The organism is Streptomyces sp. NPDC028308 (genome assembly GCF_055565855.1).
In genome coordinates this window covers 531359-549850 of record NZ_JBVHTO010000001.1, presented here as the reverse complement: position 1 = coordinate 549850, position 18492 = coordinate 531359, and the positions used below count along the sequence as shown (strand labels likewise).

Below are 18492 nucleotides of genomic sequence, written 5' to 3'. Positions count from 1 at the left end.
GGAAATCCCACCCCGTCGGCCGTCTCACCGAGGGGAGACGACCGCTCCCAGCAACCCCGGTCCCGTGTGCGCCCCGATGACCGCCCCGACCTCACTGACATGGAGATCCGCGAGGCCCGGCACCCGTGCCCGCAGCCGGTCGGCCAGCGCCGACGCCCGCTCGGGGGCGGCGAGATGGTGGACCGCGATGTCCACCTGCGCGGCCCCCGCGCGGTCGGCCACGATCTCCTCCAGGCGCGCGATCGCCTTGGACGCGGTCCGGACCTTCTCCAGGAGTTCGATGCGCCCGCCGTCCAGCTGGAGCAGGGGCTTCACCGCCAGGGCGGAGCCCAGCAGGGCCTGGGCGGCACCGATCCGGCCACCTCGGCGCAGATAGTCGAGGGTGTCGACATAGAAGAAGGCGGAGGTGCCCGCGGCCCGTTTCTCCGCTGCCGTGACCGCGTCGTCGACGGTGCCGCCCGCCTCGGCGGACGCGGCGGCGGCCAGTGCGCAGAAGCCGAGGGCCATCGCGACCATGCCGGTGTCCACCACGCGCACGGGCACCGGCGCCTCACGCGCCGCGAGGACGGCGGCGTCGTACGTGCCGGAGAACTCGGCGGACAGGTGGAGGGAGACGATGCCCGGGGCGCCCGACTCGGCGACCTTGCGGTAGGTCTCGGCGAAGACCTCGGGGCTGGGCCGGGAGGTGGTGACGGACCGCCGCTTCTGCAGGGCCTGGGCCAGGGAGCGGGCCGAGATCTCGGTGCCCTCTTCGAGGGCCCGGTCACCGAGGACCACGGTGAGGGGCACCGCCGTGATGCCGTGGCGCTCCATCGTCCGTGGCGGCAGGTAGGCCGTTGAATCGGTGACGATCGCGACATGGCGGGACATGAGCTGGAGGTTACCTGTCGGGGCGGGCGAGCGGCAGTCCGGCCCCGGGCGCCGGGAGCGGGGCCGACCGGATCAAGTGGTGCTCTCGGGGCGGGGCTTCTTCTGCCAGGGGTGGACGGGCCGCGGTGCCGGCGGGGTGATGGCCGACCGGGTGGGCTCCTCGGCCGCGCGGGCCCCGGGTGTCTCGGGCCACGTCTGGCGGCCGGACGTCGCGTCCTCGGGTGCCGGCGCCTGGGGCCAGGACGAGGTGCCGGTCGGCTCCGTCGTCCAGTGGCGCAGCGCGCCCGCCTCCATGTCTATCTGCGTGCTCAGCGAGTCGAGGTCGTCGTCGGCGAAGCGGCGGGCCCGGTCGCGGGCCGCCCAGCGCAGGGCGTCGGCCGAGCGCGTGATCTGCTCGGTGCGCTCGCGGAGACCGGGCAGGCGGGAGACGAGCGTGCCCCGGTCTGGTTCGGTCTCCAGGCGCTTGAGCTCGCCGTCCAGTTCGTGTCCGTGAGCGCTGAGCCGCTCGAAGAGGCCCAGCGACTCCTTCAGGGACTCGTCGTGGGTCACGCCCGCGTGCAGGGCGTCCTGGGTGGCGCGCATCGACGTCCGCAGCTTGAGCCGGAGCTGGGCCAGCTCGCCGGTGGGGCCCGGCTGGGCGAGGGTCCTGGCGCGCAGGGTGGTGTCCTCGACGGTGCGGCGCGCCTGGGTCAGCGTGCGGTCCACGCCGCGCTTGGCGGCGCCGACGACCTTCACGGTGGCGTACGCGCCGAGGACCACGAACAGCAGGAAGAGCAGTGCCATCACTGCGACCACGGCTTCCACCACGCTCCTCCTCCGTCCGGCGCGGCGGCTGCCGCGGCTCTTCAACGGTAAACGCAACGGGCAGGTCCGGAGTTCCACAAGAACCCCGAACCTGCCCGTAGGGGACTACCCCGACGGCCGGACACGAAGGTGCCGGGCCGGCGTCGTTCGACTACGCCGGGACGATGTTCACCAGCTTCGGCGCCCGCACGATGACCTTGCGGATACCGGCGCCGTCCAGGGCGGCGACGACCCGCTCGTCGGCCAGCGCGACCTTCTCCAGCTCCTCGTCGGAGATCGCCGGGGAGACCTCCAGGCGCGCCTTGACCTTGCCCTTGATCTGCACGACGCAGGTCACGGCCTCGTCGACCACGTAGGCGGGGTCGGCGACCGGGAAGTCCTGGTGGACGACCGAGCCGGTGCGGCCCAGCTTGCGCCACAGTTCCTCGGCGATGTGCGGGGCCAGCGGGGCGACCAGCAGCACCAGGGACTCGGCGACCGTGCGCGCCAGCGGGCCGCCCGCCTTGGTCAGGTGGTTGTTCAGCTCGGTGACCTTGGCGATGGCGGTGTTGAAGCGCAGGCCCTCCAGGTCCTGGCGGACGCCGTCGATCGCCTTGTGCAGGGCACGCAGCGTGGCCTCGTCCGGCTCGGTGTCGACGACCGTGACCTCGCCCGTGGTCTCGTCGACGACGTTGCGCCACAGCCGCTGCAGCAGCCGGAACTGTCCCACCACCGCGCGCGTGTCCCACGGCCGCGACACGTCCAGGGGGCCCATCGCCATCTCGTACAGGCGCAGGGTGTCCGCCCCGTACTCGGCGCAGATCTCGTCCGGGGTCACCGCGTTCTTCAGGGACTTGCCCATCTTGCCCAGCAGCCGGGAGACCTTCTCGCCCTCGAAGTAGAACGCGCCGTCGCGCTCCTCCACCTCGGCGGCGGGTACGGCGATCCCGCGCGCGTCGCGGTAGACGTACGCCTGGATCATGCCCTGGTTGAACAGCTTGTGGAACGGCTCGGCGGAGGAGATGTGGCCCAGGTCGTACAGGACCTTCGACCAGAAGCGCGCGTACAGCAGGTGCAGCACGGCGTGCTCGGCGCCGCCCACGTACAGGTCGACTCCGCCGTGCGGCTGACCCTCGCGAGGGCCCATCCAGTACCGCTCGATCTCGGGGTCGACCAGCTTCCGGTCGTTGTGCGGGTCCAGGTAGCGCAGCTCGTACCAGCAGGAACCGGCCCAGTTGGGCATGGTGTTGGTCTCGCGGCGGTACTTCTTCGGCCCGTCGCCCAGGTCCAGGGTGACGTTGACCCAGTCCTCGTTGCGGGACAGCGGGGTCTCCGGGGAGGTGTCCGCGTCGTCCGGGTCGAAGGTGCGCGGCGAGTAGTCCTCGACCTCGGGCAGCTCCAGCGGCAGCATGGACTCGGGCAGCGGGTGGGCGATGCCGTCCTCGTCGTAGACGATCGGGAAGGGCTCGCCCCAGTAGCGCTGGCGGCTGAACAGCCAGTCGCGCAGCCGGAAGTTGACGGTGCCCTCGCCGATGCCCTTGCCGGACAGCCACTCGGTGATGCGCGCCTTGGCCTCGGTGACGCCCAGGCCGTCCAGGGTGATGTCCTCACCCGTGGAGTTGACGATCTTCGCGTCGTACGAGGCGAAGGCGTCGTCCCACGTCGAGGGGTCGGTGCCCCGGTCGTCCGAGGGCTCGACGACGCAGCGCATCGGCAGCTCGAAGGCGCGCGCGAACGCGAAGTCGCGGCTGTCGTGCGCGGGGACGGCCATGATCGCGCCGGTGCCGTAGCCCATCAGGACGTAGTCGGCGATGAAGACCGGGATGCGCTCGCCGCTGACCGGGTTGGTCGCGTACACGCCGGTGAAGACGCCGGTCTTGTCCTTGGCCTCGGCCTGCCGCTCGACGTCGGACTTGGAGGCGGCCTGCGCGCGGTAGGCGGCGACGGCCTCGGCGGGGGTGGCGTGGCCGCCCGTCCACACGTCGTGGGTGCCCTCGGGCCATGCGTCGGGCACGAAGGTGTCGACCAGGGGGTGTTCGGGGGCCAGCACCATGTAGGTGGCGCCGAACAGGGTGTCCTGGCGGGTCGTGAAGACCGTGATCGCCTGGCCGTCGACGGGGAAGTCGACCCGGGCGCCCTCGGAGCGGCCGATCCAGTTGCGCTGCTGCAGCTTGATGGCCTCGGGCCAGTCCAGCGCGTCCAGGTCGTCCAGCAGCCGGTCGGCGTAGGCGGTGATGCGCATGTTCCACTGGCGCAGCTTGGCCTTGAAGACGGGGAAGTTGCCGCGCTCGGAGCGGCCGTCCGCGGTGACCTCCTCGTTGGCCAGCACGGTGCCCAGGCCGGGGCACCAGTTGACGGGCGCGTCGGAGGCGTACGCCAGGCGGTACTCGCCCAGCAGGTCGGCGCGCTCCGCTGCGGTCAGCTCGCTCCACGCGCGCGTGGAGCCGTCGGCGGCGGGGACGGCGCGCTCACCGGACTCGAACTGCGCGACCAGTTCGGAGATCGGGCGGGCCCTGCCGGCCTCCTGGTCGTACCAGGAGTTGAAGATCTGCAGGAAGATCCACTGGGTCCACTTGTAGTACTCCGGGTCGATCGTCGCGAACGACCGGCGCTTGTCGTGGCCCAGGCCCAGCCTGCGCAGCTGGACCTTCATGTTCTCGATGTTGGCCTCGGTGGAGACACGCGGGTGCGTGCCGGTCTGCACCGCGTACTGCTCGGCGGGCAGGCCGAAGGCGTCGAAGCCCAGGGTGTGCAGGACGTTGTGGCCGGTCATCCGCTGGAACCGGGCGAACACGTCGGTGGCGATGTACCCCAGGGGGTGCCCGACGTGCAGTCCCGCACCCGAGGGGTACGGGAACATGTCCATGATGAACTTCTTGGGCCTGGCGACCAGAGCGGGGTCGCCGGCCAGGTCACCGGTCGGGTTCGGCGCCGCGTAGGTGCCCTCCGCGTCCCAGAAGTCCTGCCAGCGTGCCTCGATGTCCGCGGCCATGGCGGCCGTGTAGCGGTGCGGCGCGGCCACCTCGGAGGCGGCGGGGGCACCGCCCGCGCCTTCGGCGGCGGGGGAGGCGTTCGTCTCGCTCATGATCTCAAAGCTCCATCGGTCGTCTCTGCCAGCGCTGGGGAAATGAAAAAGCCCCTCGCACAGGAGGGGACGCCGCGCCGATGCCGACCACGATTCTTCAGTGGCCGGGACTGATCAGCGCGGCTCGCTAAGCAGAAGGCGTACGGCACGCATGGCGCCAGGGTACCCCAGGCCCGACGCGCGTCGCGACGGCCTTCCGGCCACCTCAGGACACGCCGTGCCACCCCCACGAAGACCGAAAAAGCTGAACAAAGTTCAAAGATTACTTCGCGTAACGGCCGCTAAGGGACAACACAAGCCTCTCGCGGCCCTTGGATAACGACGCAATAACTGAAACCCCGTATCCATAGGTATGGCTCGACTTAGAGTGCCGCTTCGGGACCGCTTCCCCGAAACTCCTTGGGAGTACCCCCATGAACCCTCGTCGCAACAACAGCTCGCTCCCCCAACCGGGCCGGTCGGTCTATGGGGCGGCATCGGCTGCCGCTCTGCTTCTCATACCCCTGATCGTCCTGCTCGGAGGTGACGGAGTCAGGGACTTCCTCAACTTCGGTGCCGGCGTGCTGTCACTGGTCGCCCTCACCTGCTCCGTGGTGTGGGGACTGGTCGCGACCGACCGCCTGTTCCTCAACACGCGACAGCGCCTGATCGCCCAGGCCGTGCACCGGACGACCGCCGTCTCCTCGGTCGCCTTCCTCCTGCTGCACGTCACGGTCAAGCTGGCGCTGGACCACACCACGCTGATCGCCGCCGTCGTCCCCTTCGGCCTCGGCGTCACCGGCACCGCAGGGCTCATCGGCTTCGGCTCCCTGGCCGGCCTGCTGATGATCTTCACCGCCGTCACCGGCGCGCTGCGCAGCGCGTTCGCCTCCCCCGCGCCGATCGCCGCGCGCTGGCGCGCCGTGCACATGCTGGCCTACCCCGCCTGGTGCTCGGCCCTGGTGCACGGCCTGTACGCGGGACGCCCCGCGAAGACCTACGTCACGGTGCTCTACAGCCTCTGCCTGGTCGCCGTCATGGCCGCGCTGGCCCTGCGCTCGGCCTCCGGACCCCTCAAGCGCAAGGTCGCGGACCGGATCCTGCTGATCATGGGCGAGGCCGGCGGCCCCGGCGCCCGGACGCCCCGCGAGGACCGCGAGGCACCCCGTGCCGCGGGCTCCCTGCCCGGCTTCGCCTCCCGCGGGTCCCGGCAGTCCCCGCCGGACACGTTCGTGCCGCCGCAGCGCATGCCGTCCGCCGCGCAGTCGCTCTACGCCACTCCGCCCCAGGCCGCCGAGGCCGCGAGCGGCGGTTTCGCCGCCGCCTACCGCGCCGTGGGAGGCAGTTCGCCCACCGGCGACCCGCTGATCGACCCGACGGAGCGCATCCAGGTCCCCCTGGACACGCAGCCCACGCAGGCCATGCCCCGCTTCGACGGCAGCACCTCCGGCGACTGGCCCATCCCGTCCCCGCCGCCCGTCGGCGAGGCCCCCCGTTCCGCGTACGACCCGCTCAACGACACGGGATACACCATCCCTGTCTATGGCAATCCGGGCGACAACGGATACGTCGCGAGTGATGTGTACGACACCGGTGAGACGAACCCCCTCTACGGCACGTACAACACCAACGACACGTACGACAGCGGTCCCACGCCTGACGTACTGCCGGGCGCCTTCGACGCTCCTGGCTCCGGTGAACCATGGAACGCCCCTTCCGGAGGCTTTTAAGTGAACGAGGCCCTGCCCGACGTCCCGGAAGTCCGCGTGGTCGGACTTCCGCAGCTCACGTCGGGCTTCGACCTGGTTGAACGACTCGACCTGCCGATGCACCTCAAGGTGCACGGACCGCTCGAACCGATGGGCGGCGAACAACTCGCGGGCCTCGCCGAAGCGATCTCCCTGAAGGGCCGCGGCGGCGCGGGTTTCCCCTTCGCCAAGAAACTGCGTTCGGTCGCGGAGTCGGCCATCAAGAAAGGCATCCGGCCCGTCGTGGTCGTCAACGGCAGCGAGGACGAACCCGCCTGCCGCAAGGACACGGTGCTCATCAACCGCGCCCCGCACCTCATCCTGGACGGCGCCCTCCTGGCCGCCGAGGCGATGGGCGCCCGCACCCTGGTCATCGGTGTGACCCGGGCGTCGACGCAGGCCTCCATGGAGGCAGCCCTGGCCGAACGCGGTCTGAGCAACCGCCGCGGATCGGCCCTCCGCGCGCGCGTGCAGCGCAACCCGGTACGGATGGTCACCGGAGCGGCCGCCTCCCTGATCCGCTCCATCGACGGCGGCCCGGCGATCCCGCCCGGCCGCAAGATCAGCGCGTCGCAGAGCGGGGTCGGCGGCGCCCCCACCCTGCTGTCCAACGCCGAGACGTTCGCCCAGCTGGCCATCGCGGCCCGCATCGGCCCCGACCGCTACCGCAACACCGGCCTGTACGACGAGCCCGGCACCGTCATGCTCACCGTCTCGGGCGCCGTCGCGCGCCCCATGGTGATCGAGGTGCCCACCGGAGTGCCCCTGCGGTACGTGCTCCAGCTGGCCGGCGCCCCGCCCATGCCGCAGGGCGTGCTGACCGGCGGCTACCACGGCAAGTGGCTGGACGCGGCGGCACTCGACGGGGCGATCGTCTCGCGCAACTCCCTGGACGCCGTGGGCGGTTCCCTCGGCGCCGGCGCGATCCTCCCGATCAGCCAGGCGACCTGCCCGCTCGGCGAATCGCTGCGCGTGGCGCAGTGGCTCGCCGAGGAGAGCGCGGGGCAGTGCGGCCCCTGCTACCTCGGCCTGCCCGCCGCCGCGCGCGGCCTGGAGGACATACTCAACGGCGGCGGCCCGGCCGCGCTGGAGGCCGTCAAGCAGGTCGCCAAGGCCGTGAAGCGGCGCGGTGCGTGCTCGCACCCGGACGGCTCGGCGATGTTCATCGAGTCCACGATCAAGGCCTTCACCGACGACCTCGCCGCCCACGTCCTCGGCAACGGCTGCGGAAGGCCCGTGGAGGGCGTCCTGCCGCTCTTCGAGGGCGGCCAGACCCCCACCGGCATCCCGGGCGGCCAGGGGCAGCTGGAGGCCGGTCCCAGCCGCCAGAAGATCTTCGTCGACTGGACCCTGTGCCGCGGGCACGGCCTGTGCGCGGACATCCTGCCCGAGGTCTTCGAGCTGGGCGCCGACGGCTTCCCGACCGTCGCGCAGGCGCAGGTGCCCCGGTACGCGGAGGCCAAGGCCCTGCGCGCGGTCCGGCGCTGCCCGGCACTCGCGCTGCGCATCGAGGAGGACACCAGGTCCTCCGCCCCGGCCCGCAACAACCTGCCCGTCCTCTCCCAGGGCCGCGGGCGGCGGGCACTGGGCAGCGGACGCTGAACGCGAAGAAGGCGGGCCACTCGAATCGAGTGGCCCGCCTTCAACTGCTGTGGAGCTAAGGAGAATTGAACTCCTGACCTCCTGCATGCCATGCAGGCGCTCTACCAACTGAGCTATAGCCCCTTGCGGTGTTCCGCCCGGTTTCCCCGGCGGCGACGCCAACACTACACGGTCTCCCGGGTGCACCACCAAATCGTTTCCGTTCTGTACGGATACGGCGGATAGTGTCGGCCTTCGTGACTCTGATCGCCCTGCCCCGTGACCGCCGCGCGCGCCTCGCCCTGGGGACGTGCCTGCTGTCCTTCGCGGTGTTCTGGGCGGCCCAGCGGGCCGCGCACGTGTCGATGATCGACCTGATGGTCTACCGCGCGGAGGGCGCGACGGTCCTCGACGGCGGCGACCTGTACGCGCTGCGCACGACCGAGGCCCGCCTGCCCGGCACGTACCCGCCCTTCGGGGCCCTGCTGTTCGTCCCGCTGACCCTGCCGGGCACGGATGCCGCGCGCACCCTGGCGACGGCCGGAAACCTCCTCCTCCTGGTGGCGTTCGCCGGTCTCTCGCTGCGGCTGGCGGGGCACGCGCGCGTGGAGGGCGTCTGGTGGCTGGCGGCCGTCGCCGTGTGGTGCGAGCCGGTGTGGACGACGCTGCGGTACGGGCAGGTCAACCTGCTGATCGCCGTGCTGGTGCTGTGGGACCTGACCCGCAGACCCGGCCACCGGTGGGCCGGTCTCGGCATCGGACTCGCCGCCGCGATCAAGCTGACGCCCGCTCTGTTCGCACTCTTCCTGCTGGTCACCGGAGTGGTGGCACGCGCGCGCGGGGGTTCCGCGGAGCCGTGGACGCGGCACGCGCGGCGGGCGGCCGCCGCCTTCGCCGGTGCCACGCTGTCGGCGGCGGCCGTCCTGCCGGAGGACTCCTGGCGGTTCTGGACCCGGGTGGTGTTCGACGCGGGACGGGTCGGACGGGCGGAGGACACCGCGAACCAGTCGCTGCGCGGGATCCTGGCCCGGCTGCTACACACCCCCGACCCGGGGCTGTGGTGGGTGGCCGCCGCGGTTGCGGCGGGCGCCGTGGGCCTCGCCGTGTCGGTCGCCGCCGAGCTGCGCGGCAGCCGGGCCTGGGCGACGGTGGCCTGCGCGGCCACGGCACTGCTGGTCAGTCCGGTCTCCTGGTCGCACCACTGGGTGTGGTGCGTGCCGTTCGCCCTGGTCCTGACCACCGGACACCGGGCCTCGGCGGGGTGTTCGGCGCTGGTCTTCTGCTCGTACGCGCTGTGGTGGGTGCCGCACGGCCCCGGCCGGCCCGAACTGCGTCAGGGAGGCGCCGAGTTGACGCTGTCGGCCCTCTACGGGGTGACCGCTCTCGCCGTCCTCGCCCTGGCCGCGGCCCGGACGGAACGGCCCGGGCCCTTCGATGCGCTCAGGCCGTCGCGAACGAGTAGAACCGCTTCAGTGTGCAGTGCTCGTCGAGCAGCCGTCCGTAGATCGGCTCGCCCTCCAGCTCCCGGTACGTCTCGATCGGGTCGCCTTTTATGATCAGCGCCCGCGCGCACTCCTCGCACCAGTACTGGTAGTCGTGGTTGAGCGGCTCCATGTCGCGGACGATCGGCGTGCCGCTGCCGCACCAATCGCACTTCCGCCTGTGTGCACCCATCGATCAGCTCCAGCTGTGGCCGCAGGCCGTGCACACGTAGGAGATCCCGCCGTTGTCCCCGAGGACCTGGGCGACATGGACGGAACCGCAGGACGGGCAGTCGAGGAGGGTGGCTGTCTTCCGGGTCGTCGACGCTTCGAGGAGCCGGTCGGTCTCCTCGAGGATGCTCGCAGGCATCGCTACTCCCTCCCGTCGGGCCGCGCCCCCTTCCGGCCGTCTGATTCTGCCACGGCCGGGCCGATACGGTCAGCGACGCCCGCGTACCAGTCCGGCCACGGCACCCAGCACGGCCGTGGCCGCCAGGGCGTACGTGCACGCCAGAAGCCCGTCCGCTGAGGTATACGCCCCGGGAGCCCCAAGTGACTCAAGCCGATCCAGGAAGAGTGCGCCGAAGCCCGCGACACCGATCAGCTGACCGAGCTGCGTGACCGTCGCGAGCAGTCCGCCGGCGTCCGCCGCGTCCTCGGCCCGCACCGTCGCCAGGGCCCCGGTGAGCGTCGGACTGAAGCTGAGCGCCAGGCCCATGCCCACGCCGGTGAACGCCGCGTACAGCCACAGGCCGCCGTCACCGCCGTCCCGCAGCGCCCACCCTACGCCCGCCACGCCGGCCCCGGCGAGCGCGAACCCGGCCGGGACGAGGGCCCGTTGCCACCTCGCGGGCCAGCTTCGCCAGGTCAGGCCGACCAGGCCGAAGACCACGGCGGTGGGCGCGAAGGTCAGCCCCGCACGCAGGGCGCAGTAGCCGAGGCCGCCCTGGATGTGGAGGGTGAGGACGAACAGGAACCCGCCGTTGACGGCCATCACGGCGGTGATCCGGAACACCGCGAGACCCATGCCGGGATGGCGCAGCACCCGCGGCGCGATCAGCGGGGCCCCGCCGCGGCGGGCGAGCCGGGACTCGTAGGCGCAGAAGAGACCGAAGAGGACGGCGGCCCCGGCGAGCGACAGCCAGGACCACAGCGGCCAGCCCTCCTCCTGGCCGAGCACGAGCGGCACCGTGAGCAGGGAGACGGCGGCGCCCAGCAGCACCAGCCCGGGCAGGTCGAGGCCGCGCGTACGCTCCAGCGCCCGGGTGTCGTCGCGCGGCAGCACCCGGCTTCCGACGGCGAGGAGGACGACGCCCACCGGCACGTTCACGAGGAACACCGGCCGCCAGCCGGTGCCGAACAGATCGGCGCTGACGAGAACCCCGCCGAGCACCTGGCCCGCCGCGGCGCCGGTCGCGAGGACCGCGGAGTAGGCACCGAGCGCCCGCGCCCGGCCCTCGCCGGCGAAGTGGCGCTGGATCAGGCTGAGCACCTGCGGGATCATCACGGCGGATCCGGCGCCCTGCACCACCCGGAAGGCGATCAACTCGCCGGTGCCCTGGGCGAGTCCGCAGGCCAGCGAGGCGACGGTGAAGACGGCGAGTCCGGTGAGCCAGACGCGGCGGTGACCGAGCCGGTCGCCGAGGCGCGCGCCGGTGATCAGCAGGACGGCGTACGCGACGGAGTAGCCGGCGACCACCAGCTGCAGGCCGGCGCCGGACGCGTGGAGATCGGAACCGATCGTGGGCACGGCGACGTTCACGATGAAGACGTCGAGCAGTGCCATGAACTGGGCGGCGAGCACGACGGCGAGCAGCCGTCCGGAGCCGTTGTCAGTGCCTGGGCTTTTACTGGTCGCAGGACTCGGACCCGCTTGCGGGGCGGGCCCTGCCGGGCTTGTGGTCGTCATGCGCCGAGCCTGGCGAGGAGCGGATCCGGGTGACGAGAGCCCGCCGATGCTGGTACTGACAGCACCTGGCAGCCGAGGGCTCCGGCACCGACGATGGAGCGGGGGGATGTGATGACGATGGTCACGACACAGCGGCGCCGGCCGGAGCTGGCCGCCTTTCTGCGCAGCCGGCGGGCCCGTGTGACACCGGCCGACGTGGGGATGCCACCGGGCTTCCGGCGCCGCACGCCGGGGTTGCGCCGCGAGGAGGTCGCCCAGCTCTCGGGCGTGGGCGTCACCTGGTACACCTGGCTGGAGCAGGGACGGCCGATCAACGCGTCCCCGCAGGTCCTGGACGCGGTGTCGCGCACGCTGCGACTGGACGGGGCCGAGCGGGAGCACCTGTACCACCTGGCGGAGGTGCCCTACGAGTCCGGTCCGGAGAGCCTCGCGCAGACCGTCGGGCCGGACGTGCAGGACATCATCGACGCCCTCGACCCGCATCCGGCGGTCGTCTACACCTCGCGGTACGACGTGCTCGCCACGAACCCGGCCTACCGGGACCTGTTCATGGTGCCGACGAGCGCGCAGATCGGCGTACCGAACGTGCTGTGGACGCTGTTCACGGTCTCCGACGAGTCCTGTCCCCTGGTGCACCCGGACCGTGAGCTGCCGGTGATGGTGGCCACCCTGCGCGCGGCGTACGGAAGACACGTCGGCGAGCCCGCCTGGGAGGACTTCATCCGCCGGCTGTCCGACGCGAGCCCCTACTTCGTGGAGCTGTGGGCCGGTGGCGAGGTCATACCGCCGGGACCCCGCGTGAAGACGTTCCGGCACCCGGTGGTGGGTGAGCTGCGCATGACCTCGCTGTCGCTGTCCGTCGACGGCATGCCGGAGTGCCGGATCGTGGCGTACACGCCGGAGGACGCGTCGGCGCGCGAGGGGGTGGCGCTGCTGCGGGAGTGGCGGGAGCGGCTCTGGCCACCGGCCGACGCGATGGACGCCGGGCCGGTGGGGGCCGACGCCTGACGCACCCCGCCCGGGACCGGCGGGGACACGAAAAATCCCGTCCCCTCACGGGAACGGGATCTTCATCACCGATCTTTGACAACTCAACAGAGAGTCGATCTGTGGAGCTAAGGAGAATTGAACTCCTGACCTCCTGCATGCCATGCAGGCGCTCTACCAACTGAGCTATAGCCCCTTGCGTTCTTCCCGCTCGGCGGGCGAACAAGAAGAACTTTAACCGGTGACCTGCCGGAAAGTGAAATCCGGGTCCCGACCCCTCGAGCGGGTGCGGAAAGGGGTGCTCAGTCGTCGTCGCCGAGCACGGGTTCGGGCAGCGTGCCCGCGTTGTGCTCGAGCAGGCGCCAGCCGCGCGCGCCCTGTCCGAGGACGGACCAGCAGCAGTTGGAGAGCCCGCCGAGGCTCTCCCAGTGCCGCGATTCGAGACCGAGGAGGCGGCCGATGGTCGTGCGGATGGTGCCCCCGTGGCTCACCACCACGAGGGTGCCGTCCTCGGGAAGCTTGTCGGCGTGCCGGAGCACGACCGGGGCGGCCCGGTCGGCGACCTCGGTCTCCAGCTCCCCGCCACCACGGCGGACCGGCTCACCGCGCTTCCAGGCGGCGTACTCCTCGCCGTGCCGGGCGATGATCTCGGTGTGCGTCAGTCCCTGCCAGACGCCGGCGTAGGTCTCGCGCAGACCCTCGTCGTGCGTGACCTCCAGGCCGGTGAGCGCGGCGAGTTCGGCGGCCGTGTCGGCGGCGCGCCTGAGGTCCGAGGCGACGATGGCGTCCGGGCGCAGCGAGGCCAGCAGCCGGGCGGCGCGGCGTGCCTGGCCGATGCCGGTCTCGGTGAGCTCGACGTCCGTGGTGCCCTGGAAGCGGCGCTCCACGTTCCAGGAGGTCTGGCCGTGCCGCCACAGGATGACGCGGCGGCCCCGGCCCTTCTTGCGCTCGGCGGTTCCGGCGGGGCCGCTCACCGCAGCTCCCCGAAGTCGGCGGAGTCCTCCTCGGCCTGCAGCTTGGCGTGCTCCTCGGCCTTGCCGCGGGTGGCCTTGGCGTCGGCGGGCAGCTCCAGCTCGGGGCAGTCCTTCCAGAGGCGCTCCAGCGCGTAGAAGACGCGCTCCTCGCTGTGCTGGACGTGGACGACGATGTCGACGTAGTCGAGGAGCACCCAGCGGGCCTCGCGGTCACCTTCGCGGCGGACCGGCTTGGCGCCGAGCTCCTTGTTCAGCCGCTCCTCGATCTCGTCGACGATCGACTTGACCTGGCGGTCGTTGGGTGCGGAGGCCAGCAGGAAGGCGTCCGTGATCGACAGCACGTCGCTGACGTCGTAGGCGATGATGTCGTGCGCGAGCTTGTCGGCGGCCGCCTGGGAGGCGGTGGTGATGAGCTCGATCGAACGGTCAGTGGCGGTCACTACGAAGCTTTCGGTCGGGAACAGGGGTCGGCTGGGTGCGGGGTCGCCCCCGCATGTCGCAGCCCGTCGGCGGTCAGGAACCCTCACGGGTCTCCTCAAGGGTCTCACGGCCCGCCGACGGCACCCCACGTGATGGCGGGATCACGCCCCGGACCTGCCGGGACGTGCTCCCCGTCACGAAGAGGTGCGGTAGTTCTGCCCCAGCACGACCGACACGTCCGCGTTGGACGTGACCTTGCCCTTCTTCACCGAGCCGGTGGGCAGGCCGAGGGTCTTGGCGACCTCGACCGCGTCGTCCTTGCTCTTCGCGTCGGCGTAGGTGATCCGGGACACGCTCTCGGTGGCTTCGGCGGTGCCGCCGTCCACGAAGGTGTAGCCGCCGTTGATGAGGACCACGCGGGCCTTCTCGGTGCCTTCCTTGGTGCCGGTGGCGTTGGTGATGCCGACGCGGACGGCGTCACCCTGCTGAGGGCTCCGGGCGGACCCGCCGAGGACGTTCTTCACGACGCTGTCGCTCGTCTTCGCGGTGAGGGTGCCGTCGGACTGCACCGGGAGCATCGAGGTCCTGAAGTCGCCGCCCTTGGCGTGTTCGGCGAGCTTGGCGAGGAAGGTGCCGAGGTCCTTGTCGTTCAGCGAGGGGTCGAGGATCTGGGCGAGCGTCTGCACGGTGGTCGTGGCGGCCTGCGGGTCCGAGGTCAGCTTCCGCAGCACGCCCTGCATCACCTGGCCGAACCGCTCCAGCTGCGCGTTCGGGGCCTCGCCGGGGGCGCGGTAGGTGGCGTAGGCGACGGCCATCTTGCCGCTGAGGGTCTGGTCCTCGCCCTTGTGCACGAGGGGTGCGGCGCCCTTCTTGGCCGACTTGGCGTCGGGGTCCGGCACGTCCGCGTCGGTGTCGATGTCGATGTTGCCGACGAGTTCGACGAGGTTGTTCAGGTAGGGGGTGTCCAGGCGCCAGGTGCCCTCGATGTCGGTGCCCAGGACCGTGTCGATCGCGTCGCGCGTACCCGACGAGCCGTCGTCGTCCACGGACTTGGCGAGGGTGGTCGTGGTGCCGTCGTCGTCCGTCAGGGCGAGGGAGTTGGGCAGCAGGACGGTCGCGCCCTGCTTCGTGGTGGTGTTGTCGACGAGCAGCGCCGTGGAGGTGCCGCCCTTCTTGGTGTTGTGCAGGTGGACGACGATCACGTCGCGGTTCTGCGCGCCGGCGGCCGTGGTGGTGCCGGTACCGCCGTCCGAGATCGTGCCCGGCAGCTTGTTCGCGTACCAGAGGTAGCCGACGCCGCCGACGGCGACCAGCGCGAGGACCACGACCAGCGTGACGACGCGGCTGCGGGCCCGCCGCTTGGCCTCCTCGCGTCGCTCGGTGCGGTTCTCGGTGAACTTCAGCCAGTCGATGACGTCTTCGGAGTCCCCGTCCGGGTCCTCGACGAAGGCGAACTGCTCGGTGCGGTAGTCGCGGTCGGCCCGCGGTTCGTTCTCCTCGGCGGACCTCGACTGCTGCGGGATGTACGCGGTCTGCTCGACGACACGCGGCTGCCGCCCGGTGCCCTGGCCCTGGCCTTGGCTGTGTCCATAGGCGTCGTACGCGGTCCCCGTGGACGAGGCTCCGTAGGAGTCGTACGCGTCGTAGGAGGTCACCGGCTGCTGCGTGCCGGTGTCGTAGGGCTGGACGGGCTGCTGTGTGCCCGTGTCGTAGCCGCTCCCCGGGTCGTACGGCGGGACCGGCTGCTGCGTGCCCGTGTCGTAGGGGCTCACCGGCTGCTGGGAGCCGGTGTCGTACGAGGGGGCGGGCGGCTCCTGGCCGCTCGCGTAGGGGTCGTAGCCGTACCCCTGCTGTTGCTGTTGCTGCTGCGCGTAGGGGTCGTAGCCCTGCTGCTGCGGGACCTGCCGGTACACAGGCTGCCCGAACTCGTCGTAGCCGACGAGTTCGTACTGGTCGCCGCCCGCGTATCCGTCGTATCGGTCGTTCACCGGTGCCCCTCTCGGCTCACTCGCCGCGGTACAGCTCGCGCTTGTCGATATAGCGCACCACACCATCCGGCACCAGGTACCAGACGGGGTCGCCCTTGGCGACCCGGGCACGGCAGTCCGTGGACGAGATGGCGAGCGCGGGGACCTCGACGAGCGAGACACCGCCCTCCGGAAGACCCGGGTCGGTCAGCGTGTGGCCGGGCCGGGTGACGCCGATGAAGTGCGCGAGGGAGAACAGTTCCTCCGTGTACCGCCAGGTCAGGATCTGGCCGAGCGCGTCGGCGCCCGTGATGAAGAACAGATCGGTGTCGGGGTTCAGCGCCCGCAGGTCGCGCAGGGTGTCGGTGGTGTAGGTCGGGCCGCCGCGGTCGATGTCGATGCGGCTCACCGAGAACTGGGGGTTCTCGGCGGTCGCGATGACCGTCATCAGATAGCGGTCCTCGGCCGGTGCGACCTTGCGCGCGGTCTTCTGCCACGGCTGCCCGGTCGGCACGAACACCACCTCGTCGAGGTGGAACTGAGCGGCGACCTCGCTGGCCGCCACGAGGTGTCCGTGGTGGATCGGGTCGAACGTCCCGCCCATGACGCCGAGGCGGCGCTTGCCCGGACTCGACGGGCCGTTGTCCGTGCCCGGCACCAGGCGGCCGGCCGCGCGGTGTGCGGTGCCGCTCACCGTGTCATCCGCCGGACCGGTAGGCATGTCCTGCTCTCCCATGCGTGCAGACCCTACCGGCCCGGCCGACGGGCTTCGGCCGACAGGCCCCCCGGCCCCGGCCCGGAAGCCCGCGGGGGACTCAGCGGTCCCGGTTGAAGCGGGTGGTGATCCACAGCAGGAGAAGCAGGACGACGAAGGCGCCGCCACCGGTCAGGTACGGGCTGAGGCTCTCGTGGTTGCCGCCGTGCTCCTCGCCCTCTGCGGCAAGGGTGACCAACTGGGCAGCGGTGCTGTGGAAGCTCATCTTCGGCAGGACCTATCCGGTGTGGGCGGGATAAAGACGTCCGGGCCATCGTATGCGGGGGCTCCGGCCCCCATCACCCCGACTCCGCCGTTGGGGAGGCCCGGTCGCGCGCACGGGTCCGGGTGGCCGCCCGCCGGGGTCAGTCGTCGTCCCGCTTGTATCCGCGGAGCAGGAACCAGGCCAGCAGGACGATCCCGACCACGCAGACGATCAGCACGACCCGCAGCAGATTGCCCGGTCCCTGCTGGTCCGCCGCGCTCGCGGCCTCGGTGAGCCAGTCGGCTGCGGGGATGTGCTCCATGGCTTGCTCCTCACGGTGTGCTGCCCTGCCACCGTATCTCCGCCTAGGCTGGGCACCGCTTCGGGGGCACACAGGGCAATCAGACGCATGGGGGACCACATGTCCGACGACAGCCACGAGCGGAACGGGCACGAGAGCGTGCCGAGCAGGTCGCGCAGGCGTTTCCCGGAGATCTCCTCCCGGGCGTACGAGCACCCGGCAGACCGTTCGGCGCTGGTGGCGCTGCGCCGGCTCAGCGGCTTCGACACGGTCTTCAAGGCGCTCAGCGGGCTGCTCCCCGAGCGCAGTCTGCGGCTGCTGTTCCTGTCCGACTCGGTACGGGTCTCGGACGCGCAGTTCGCGCACCTGAACGACATGCTGCGGGACGCCTGCTACATCCTGGACCTGGCGAAGGTCCCGCCGATGTACGTCACCCAGGACCCGCAGCCGAACGCGATGTGCATCGGCCTCGACGAGCCGATCATCGTCGTCACCACCGGCCTGGTGGAGCTGCTGGACGAGGAGGAGATGCGGGCGGTCGTCGGCCACGAGGTGGGCCACGCACTGTCCGGCCACTCCGTGTACCGCACGATATTGCTGTTCCTCACCAGCCTGGCGCTCCGGGTCGCCTGGATCCCGCTCGGGAACCTCGCGATCATGGCGATCGTCACCGCGCTGCGCGAGTGGTTCCGCAAGTCGGAGCTCTCGGCCGACCGCGCCGGACTCCTCGTCGGCCAGGACCTGCGGGCGTCGATGCGCGGCCTGATGAAGATCGCGGGCGGCAACCACCTGCACGAGATGAACGTGGACGCGTTCCTCGCGCAGGCCGAGGAGTACGAGGCGGGCGGCGACCTGCGCGACTCCGTGCTCAAGATCCTGAACGCCCTGCCCCGGTCCCACCCGTTCACCACGGTGCGCGCGGCCGAGCTGAAGAAGTGGGCGGAGTCCCGCGACTACCAGCGGATCATGGACGGCCACTACCCGCGGCGCACCGAGGACAAGGACACCTCGGTGTCGGACTCCTTCCGGCAGTCGGCGGCCAGCTACGCCAGCGATGTGAAGAACTCCAAGGACCCGCTGATGAAGCTGGTCAGCGACCTCGCGGGCGGTGCGGGAGATCTGGGCGGCCGGGTGCGGCGCGGCTTCGGCGGCTTCGCCTCGGGCAGCGCCCCGAAGGACCAGACCCCGCCGCAGGACGGCCCGCCTCGAGGCGAGGACCCCGACCCGACCCCCTGAGCCCAGCGCCACGGCCCTGTCCGTCCGCACAGGCGGGACCGTGCGTCAGCCCCGCCTGTGCCGGGGCGTGCGTCATGCCCCCGGCTGGGCGCCCGCGCAGATACGGCACGCAGGTACGGGTCGGATCCGGGCCGTCCGTGCCAGCCGGGGCCGACCCCCTCAGGGCGCTCACGAGCGGGACCTCCGCCCCTACCCCCGCCGGGAGGCCGGGG

16 protein-coding genes, 2 tRNA genes and 1 pseudogene are annotated in these 18492 nt (G+C 71.5%); 5 read left to right on the top strand and 14 right to left on the bottom strand.

All coding sequences use genetic code 11. The features are described 5' to 3' along the window. Positions 1 to 24: 24 nt before the first annotated feature. The 3 genes from ACZ4VA_RS02290 to leuS all read right to left on the bottom strand — a co-directional run bounded on the left by ACZ4VA_RS02290 (position 25) and on the right by leuS (position 4738). Positions 25 to 870 carry a DegV family protein gene (locus ACZ4VA_RS02290; RefSeq protein WP_355793849.1) on the bottom strand — a complete coding sequence of 282 codons (846 nt, stop codon included), beginning with the start codon at positions 868 to 870 and terminating at the stop codon, positions 25 to 27. Between the two features lie 72 nt (positions 871 to 942). Next, a complete protein-coding gene (locus ACZ4VA_RS02285; RefSeq protein WP_356168900.1) occupies positions 943 to 1674 on the bottom strand; it encodes a hypothetical protein in 732 nt (243 codons plus the stop codon). A 151-nt stretch (positions 1675 to 1825) separates the two neighbouring features. After that, entirely contained in the window at positions 1826 to 4738 is a 2913-nt protein-coding gene (gene leuS / locus ACZ4VA_RS02280) for a leucine--tRNA ligase (protein WP_356168830.1), read from the bottom strand. Positions 4739 to 5151: 413 nt separating this feature from the next. On the opposite strand from leuS, the gene ACZ4VA_RS02275 reads away from it, so the two are divergent. Beyond that, positions 5152 to 6447 (top strand): ferric reductase-like transmembrane domain-containing protein, encoded by a 1296-nt coding sequence (locus ACZ4VA_RS02275; RefSeq protein WP_355792208.1) that lies wholly within the window; start codon positions 5152 to 5154, stop codon positions 6445 to 6447. After that, positions 6448 to 8067 carry an NADH-ubiquinone oxidoreductase-F iron-sulfur binding region domain-containing protein gene (locus ACZ4VA_RS02270; RefSeq protein WP_356168834.1) on the top strand — a complete coding sequence of 540 codons (1620 nt, stop codon included), beginning with the start codon at positions 6448 to 6450 and terminating at the stop codon, positions 8065 to 8067. A gap of 50 nt (positions 8068 to 8117) precedes the next feature. On the opposite strand, the gene ACZ4VA_RS02265 is transcribed toward ACZ4VA_RS02270, so the two are convergent. Beyond that, positions 8118 to 8190: transfer RNA gene (locus ACZ4VA_RS02265), tRNA-Ala, on the bottom strand. A 113-nt stretch (positions 8191 to 8303) separates the two neighbouring features. On the opposite strand from ACZ4VA_RS02265, the pseudogene ACZ4VA_RS02260 reads away from it, so the two are divergent. Continuing rightward, positions 8304 to 9449, top strand: a pseudogene (locus ACZ4VA_RS02260) (glycosyltransferase 87 family protein); the annotation flags it as partial. Positions 9450 to 9486: 37 nt separating this feature from the next. Here ACZ4VA_RS02260 and ACZ4VA_RS02255 read toward each other — a convergent pair. The 3 genes from ACZ4VA_RS02255 to ACZ4VA_RS02245 form a co-directional block, all read right to left on the bottom strand. Beyond that, complete coding sequence (locus ACZ4VA_RS02255; protein ID WP_121403099.1) at positions 9487 to 9720, bottom strand: DEAD/DEAH box helicase family protein; 234 nt, start codon at positions 9718 to 9720, stop codon at positions 9487 to 9489. Positions 9721 to 9723: 3 nt separating this feature from the next. After that, a complete protein-coding gene (locus tag ACZ4VA_RS02250; protein ID WP_355779248.1) occupies positions 9724 to 9897 on the bottom strand; it encodes a hypothetical protein in 174 nt (57 codons plus the stop codon). A 69-nt stretch (positions 9898 to 9966) separates the two neighbouring features. Continuing rightward, a complete protein-coding gene (locus ACZ4VA_RS02245; protein WP_468079625.1) occupies positions 9967 to 11331 on the bottom strand; it encodes an MFS transporter in 1365 nt (454 codons plus the stop codon). A 216-nt stretch (positions 11332 to 11547) separates the two neighbouring features. Between ACZ4VA_RS02245 and ACZ4VA_RS02240 the strand changes: the two genes are divergently transcribed. Continuing rightward, positions 11548 to 12444: a helix-turn-helix transcriptional regulator gene (locus ACZ4VA_RS02240; RefSeq protein ID WP_468079321.1), complete on the top strand. Its 897-nt coding sequence runs from the start codon at positions 11548 to 11550 to the stop codon at positions 12442 to 12444. 102 nt (positions 12445 to 12546) lie between these two features. Here the strand turns inward: ACZ4VA_RS02240 and ACZ4VA_RS02235 are convergent. The 7 genes from ACZ4VA_RS02235 to ACZ4VA_RS02205 form a co-directional block, all read right to left on the bottom strand. Beyond that, positions 12547 to 12619 (bottom strand) — tRNA-Ala (locus ACZ4VA_RS02235). Between the two features lie 106 nt (positions 12620 to 12725). Next, entirely contained in the window at positions 12726 to 13397 is a 672-nt protein-coding gene (locus ACZ4VA_RS02230) for a histidine phosphatase family protein (protein ID WP_355779253.1), read from the bottom strand. Continuing rightward, on the bottom strand, positions 13394 to 13837 hold the full coding sequence (rsfS, locus tag ACZ4VA_RS02225) for a ribosome silencing factor (protein ID WP_355779256.1): 444 nt from the start codon (positions 13835 to 13837) through the stop codon (positions 13394 to 13396). Before rsfS ends, ACZ4VA_RS02230 begins: the two co-directional genes overlap by 4 nt. Before the next feature lie 174 nt (positions 13838 to 14011). After that, positions 14012 to 15805, bottom strand: a complete 1794-nt coding sequence (locus ACZ4VA_RS02220; RefSeq protein WP_355779259.1) for a LytR C-terminal domain-containing protein — start codon at positions 15803 to 15805, stop codon at positions 14012 to 14014. 16 nt (positions 15806 to 15821) lie between these two features. Next, complete coding sequence (gene nadD, locus ACZ4VA_RS02215; protein ID WP_355779262.1) at positions 15822 to 16520, bottom strand: nicotinate-nucleotide adenylyltransferase; 699 nt, start codon at positions 16518 to 16520, stop codon at positions 15822 to 15824. A 79-nt stretch (positions 16521 to 16599) separates the two neighbouring features. After that, the gene (locus ACZ4VA_RS02210; RefSeq protein WP_097263999.1) at positions 16600 to 16764 is read right to left on the bottom strand and encodes a hypothetical protein; all 165 of its coding nucleotides are present in this window, start codon (positions 16762 to 16764) and stop codon (positions 16600 to 16602) included. A gap of 139 nt (positions 16765 to 16903) precedes the next feature. Further along, the gene (locus ACZ4VA_RS02205; RefSeq protein ID WP_355779266.1) at positions 16904 to 17065 is read right to left on the bottom strand and encodes a hypothetical protein; all 162 of its coding nucleotides are present in this window, start codon (positions 17063 to 17065) and stop codon (positions 16904 to 16906) included. A gap of 99 nt (positions 17066 to 17164) precedes the next feature. Between ACZ4VA_RS02205 and ACZ4VA_RS02200 the strand changes: the two genes are divergently transcribed. Next, positions 17165 to 18280 carry a M48 family metallopeptidase gene (locus tag ACZ4VA_RS02200; protein ID WP_356237707.1) on the top strand — a complete coding sequence of 372 codons (1116 nt, stop codon included), beginning with the start codon at positions 17165 to 17167 and terminating at the stop codon, positions 18278 to 18280. Positions 18281 to 18492 lie beyond the last annotated feature (212 nt).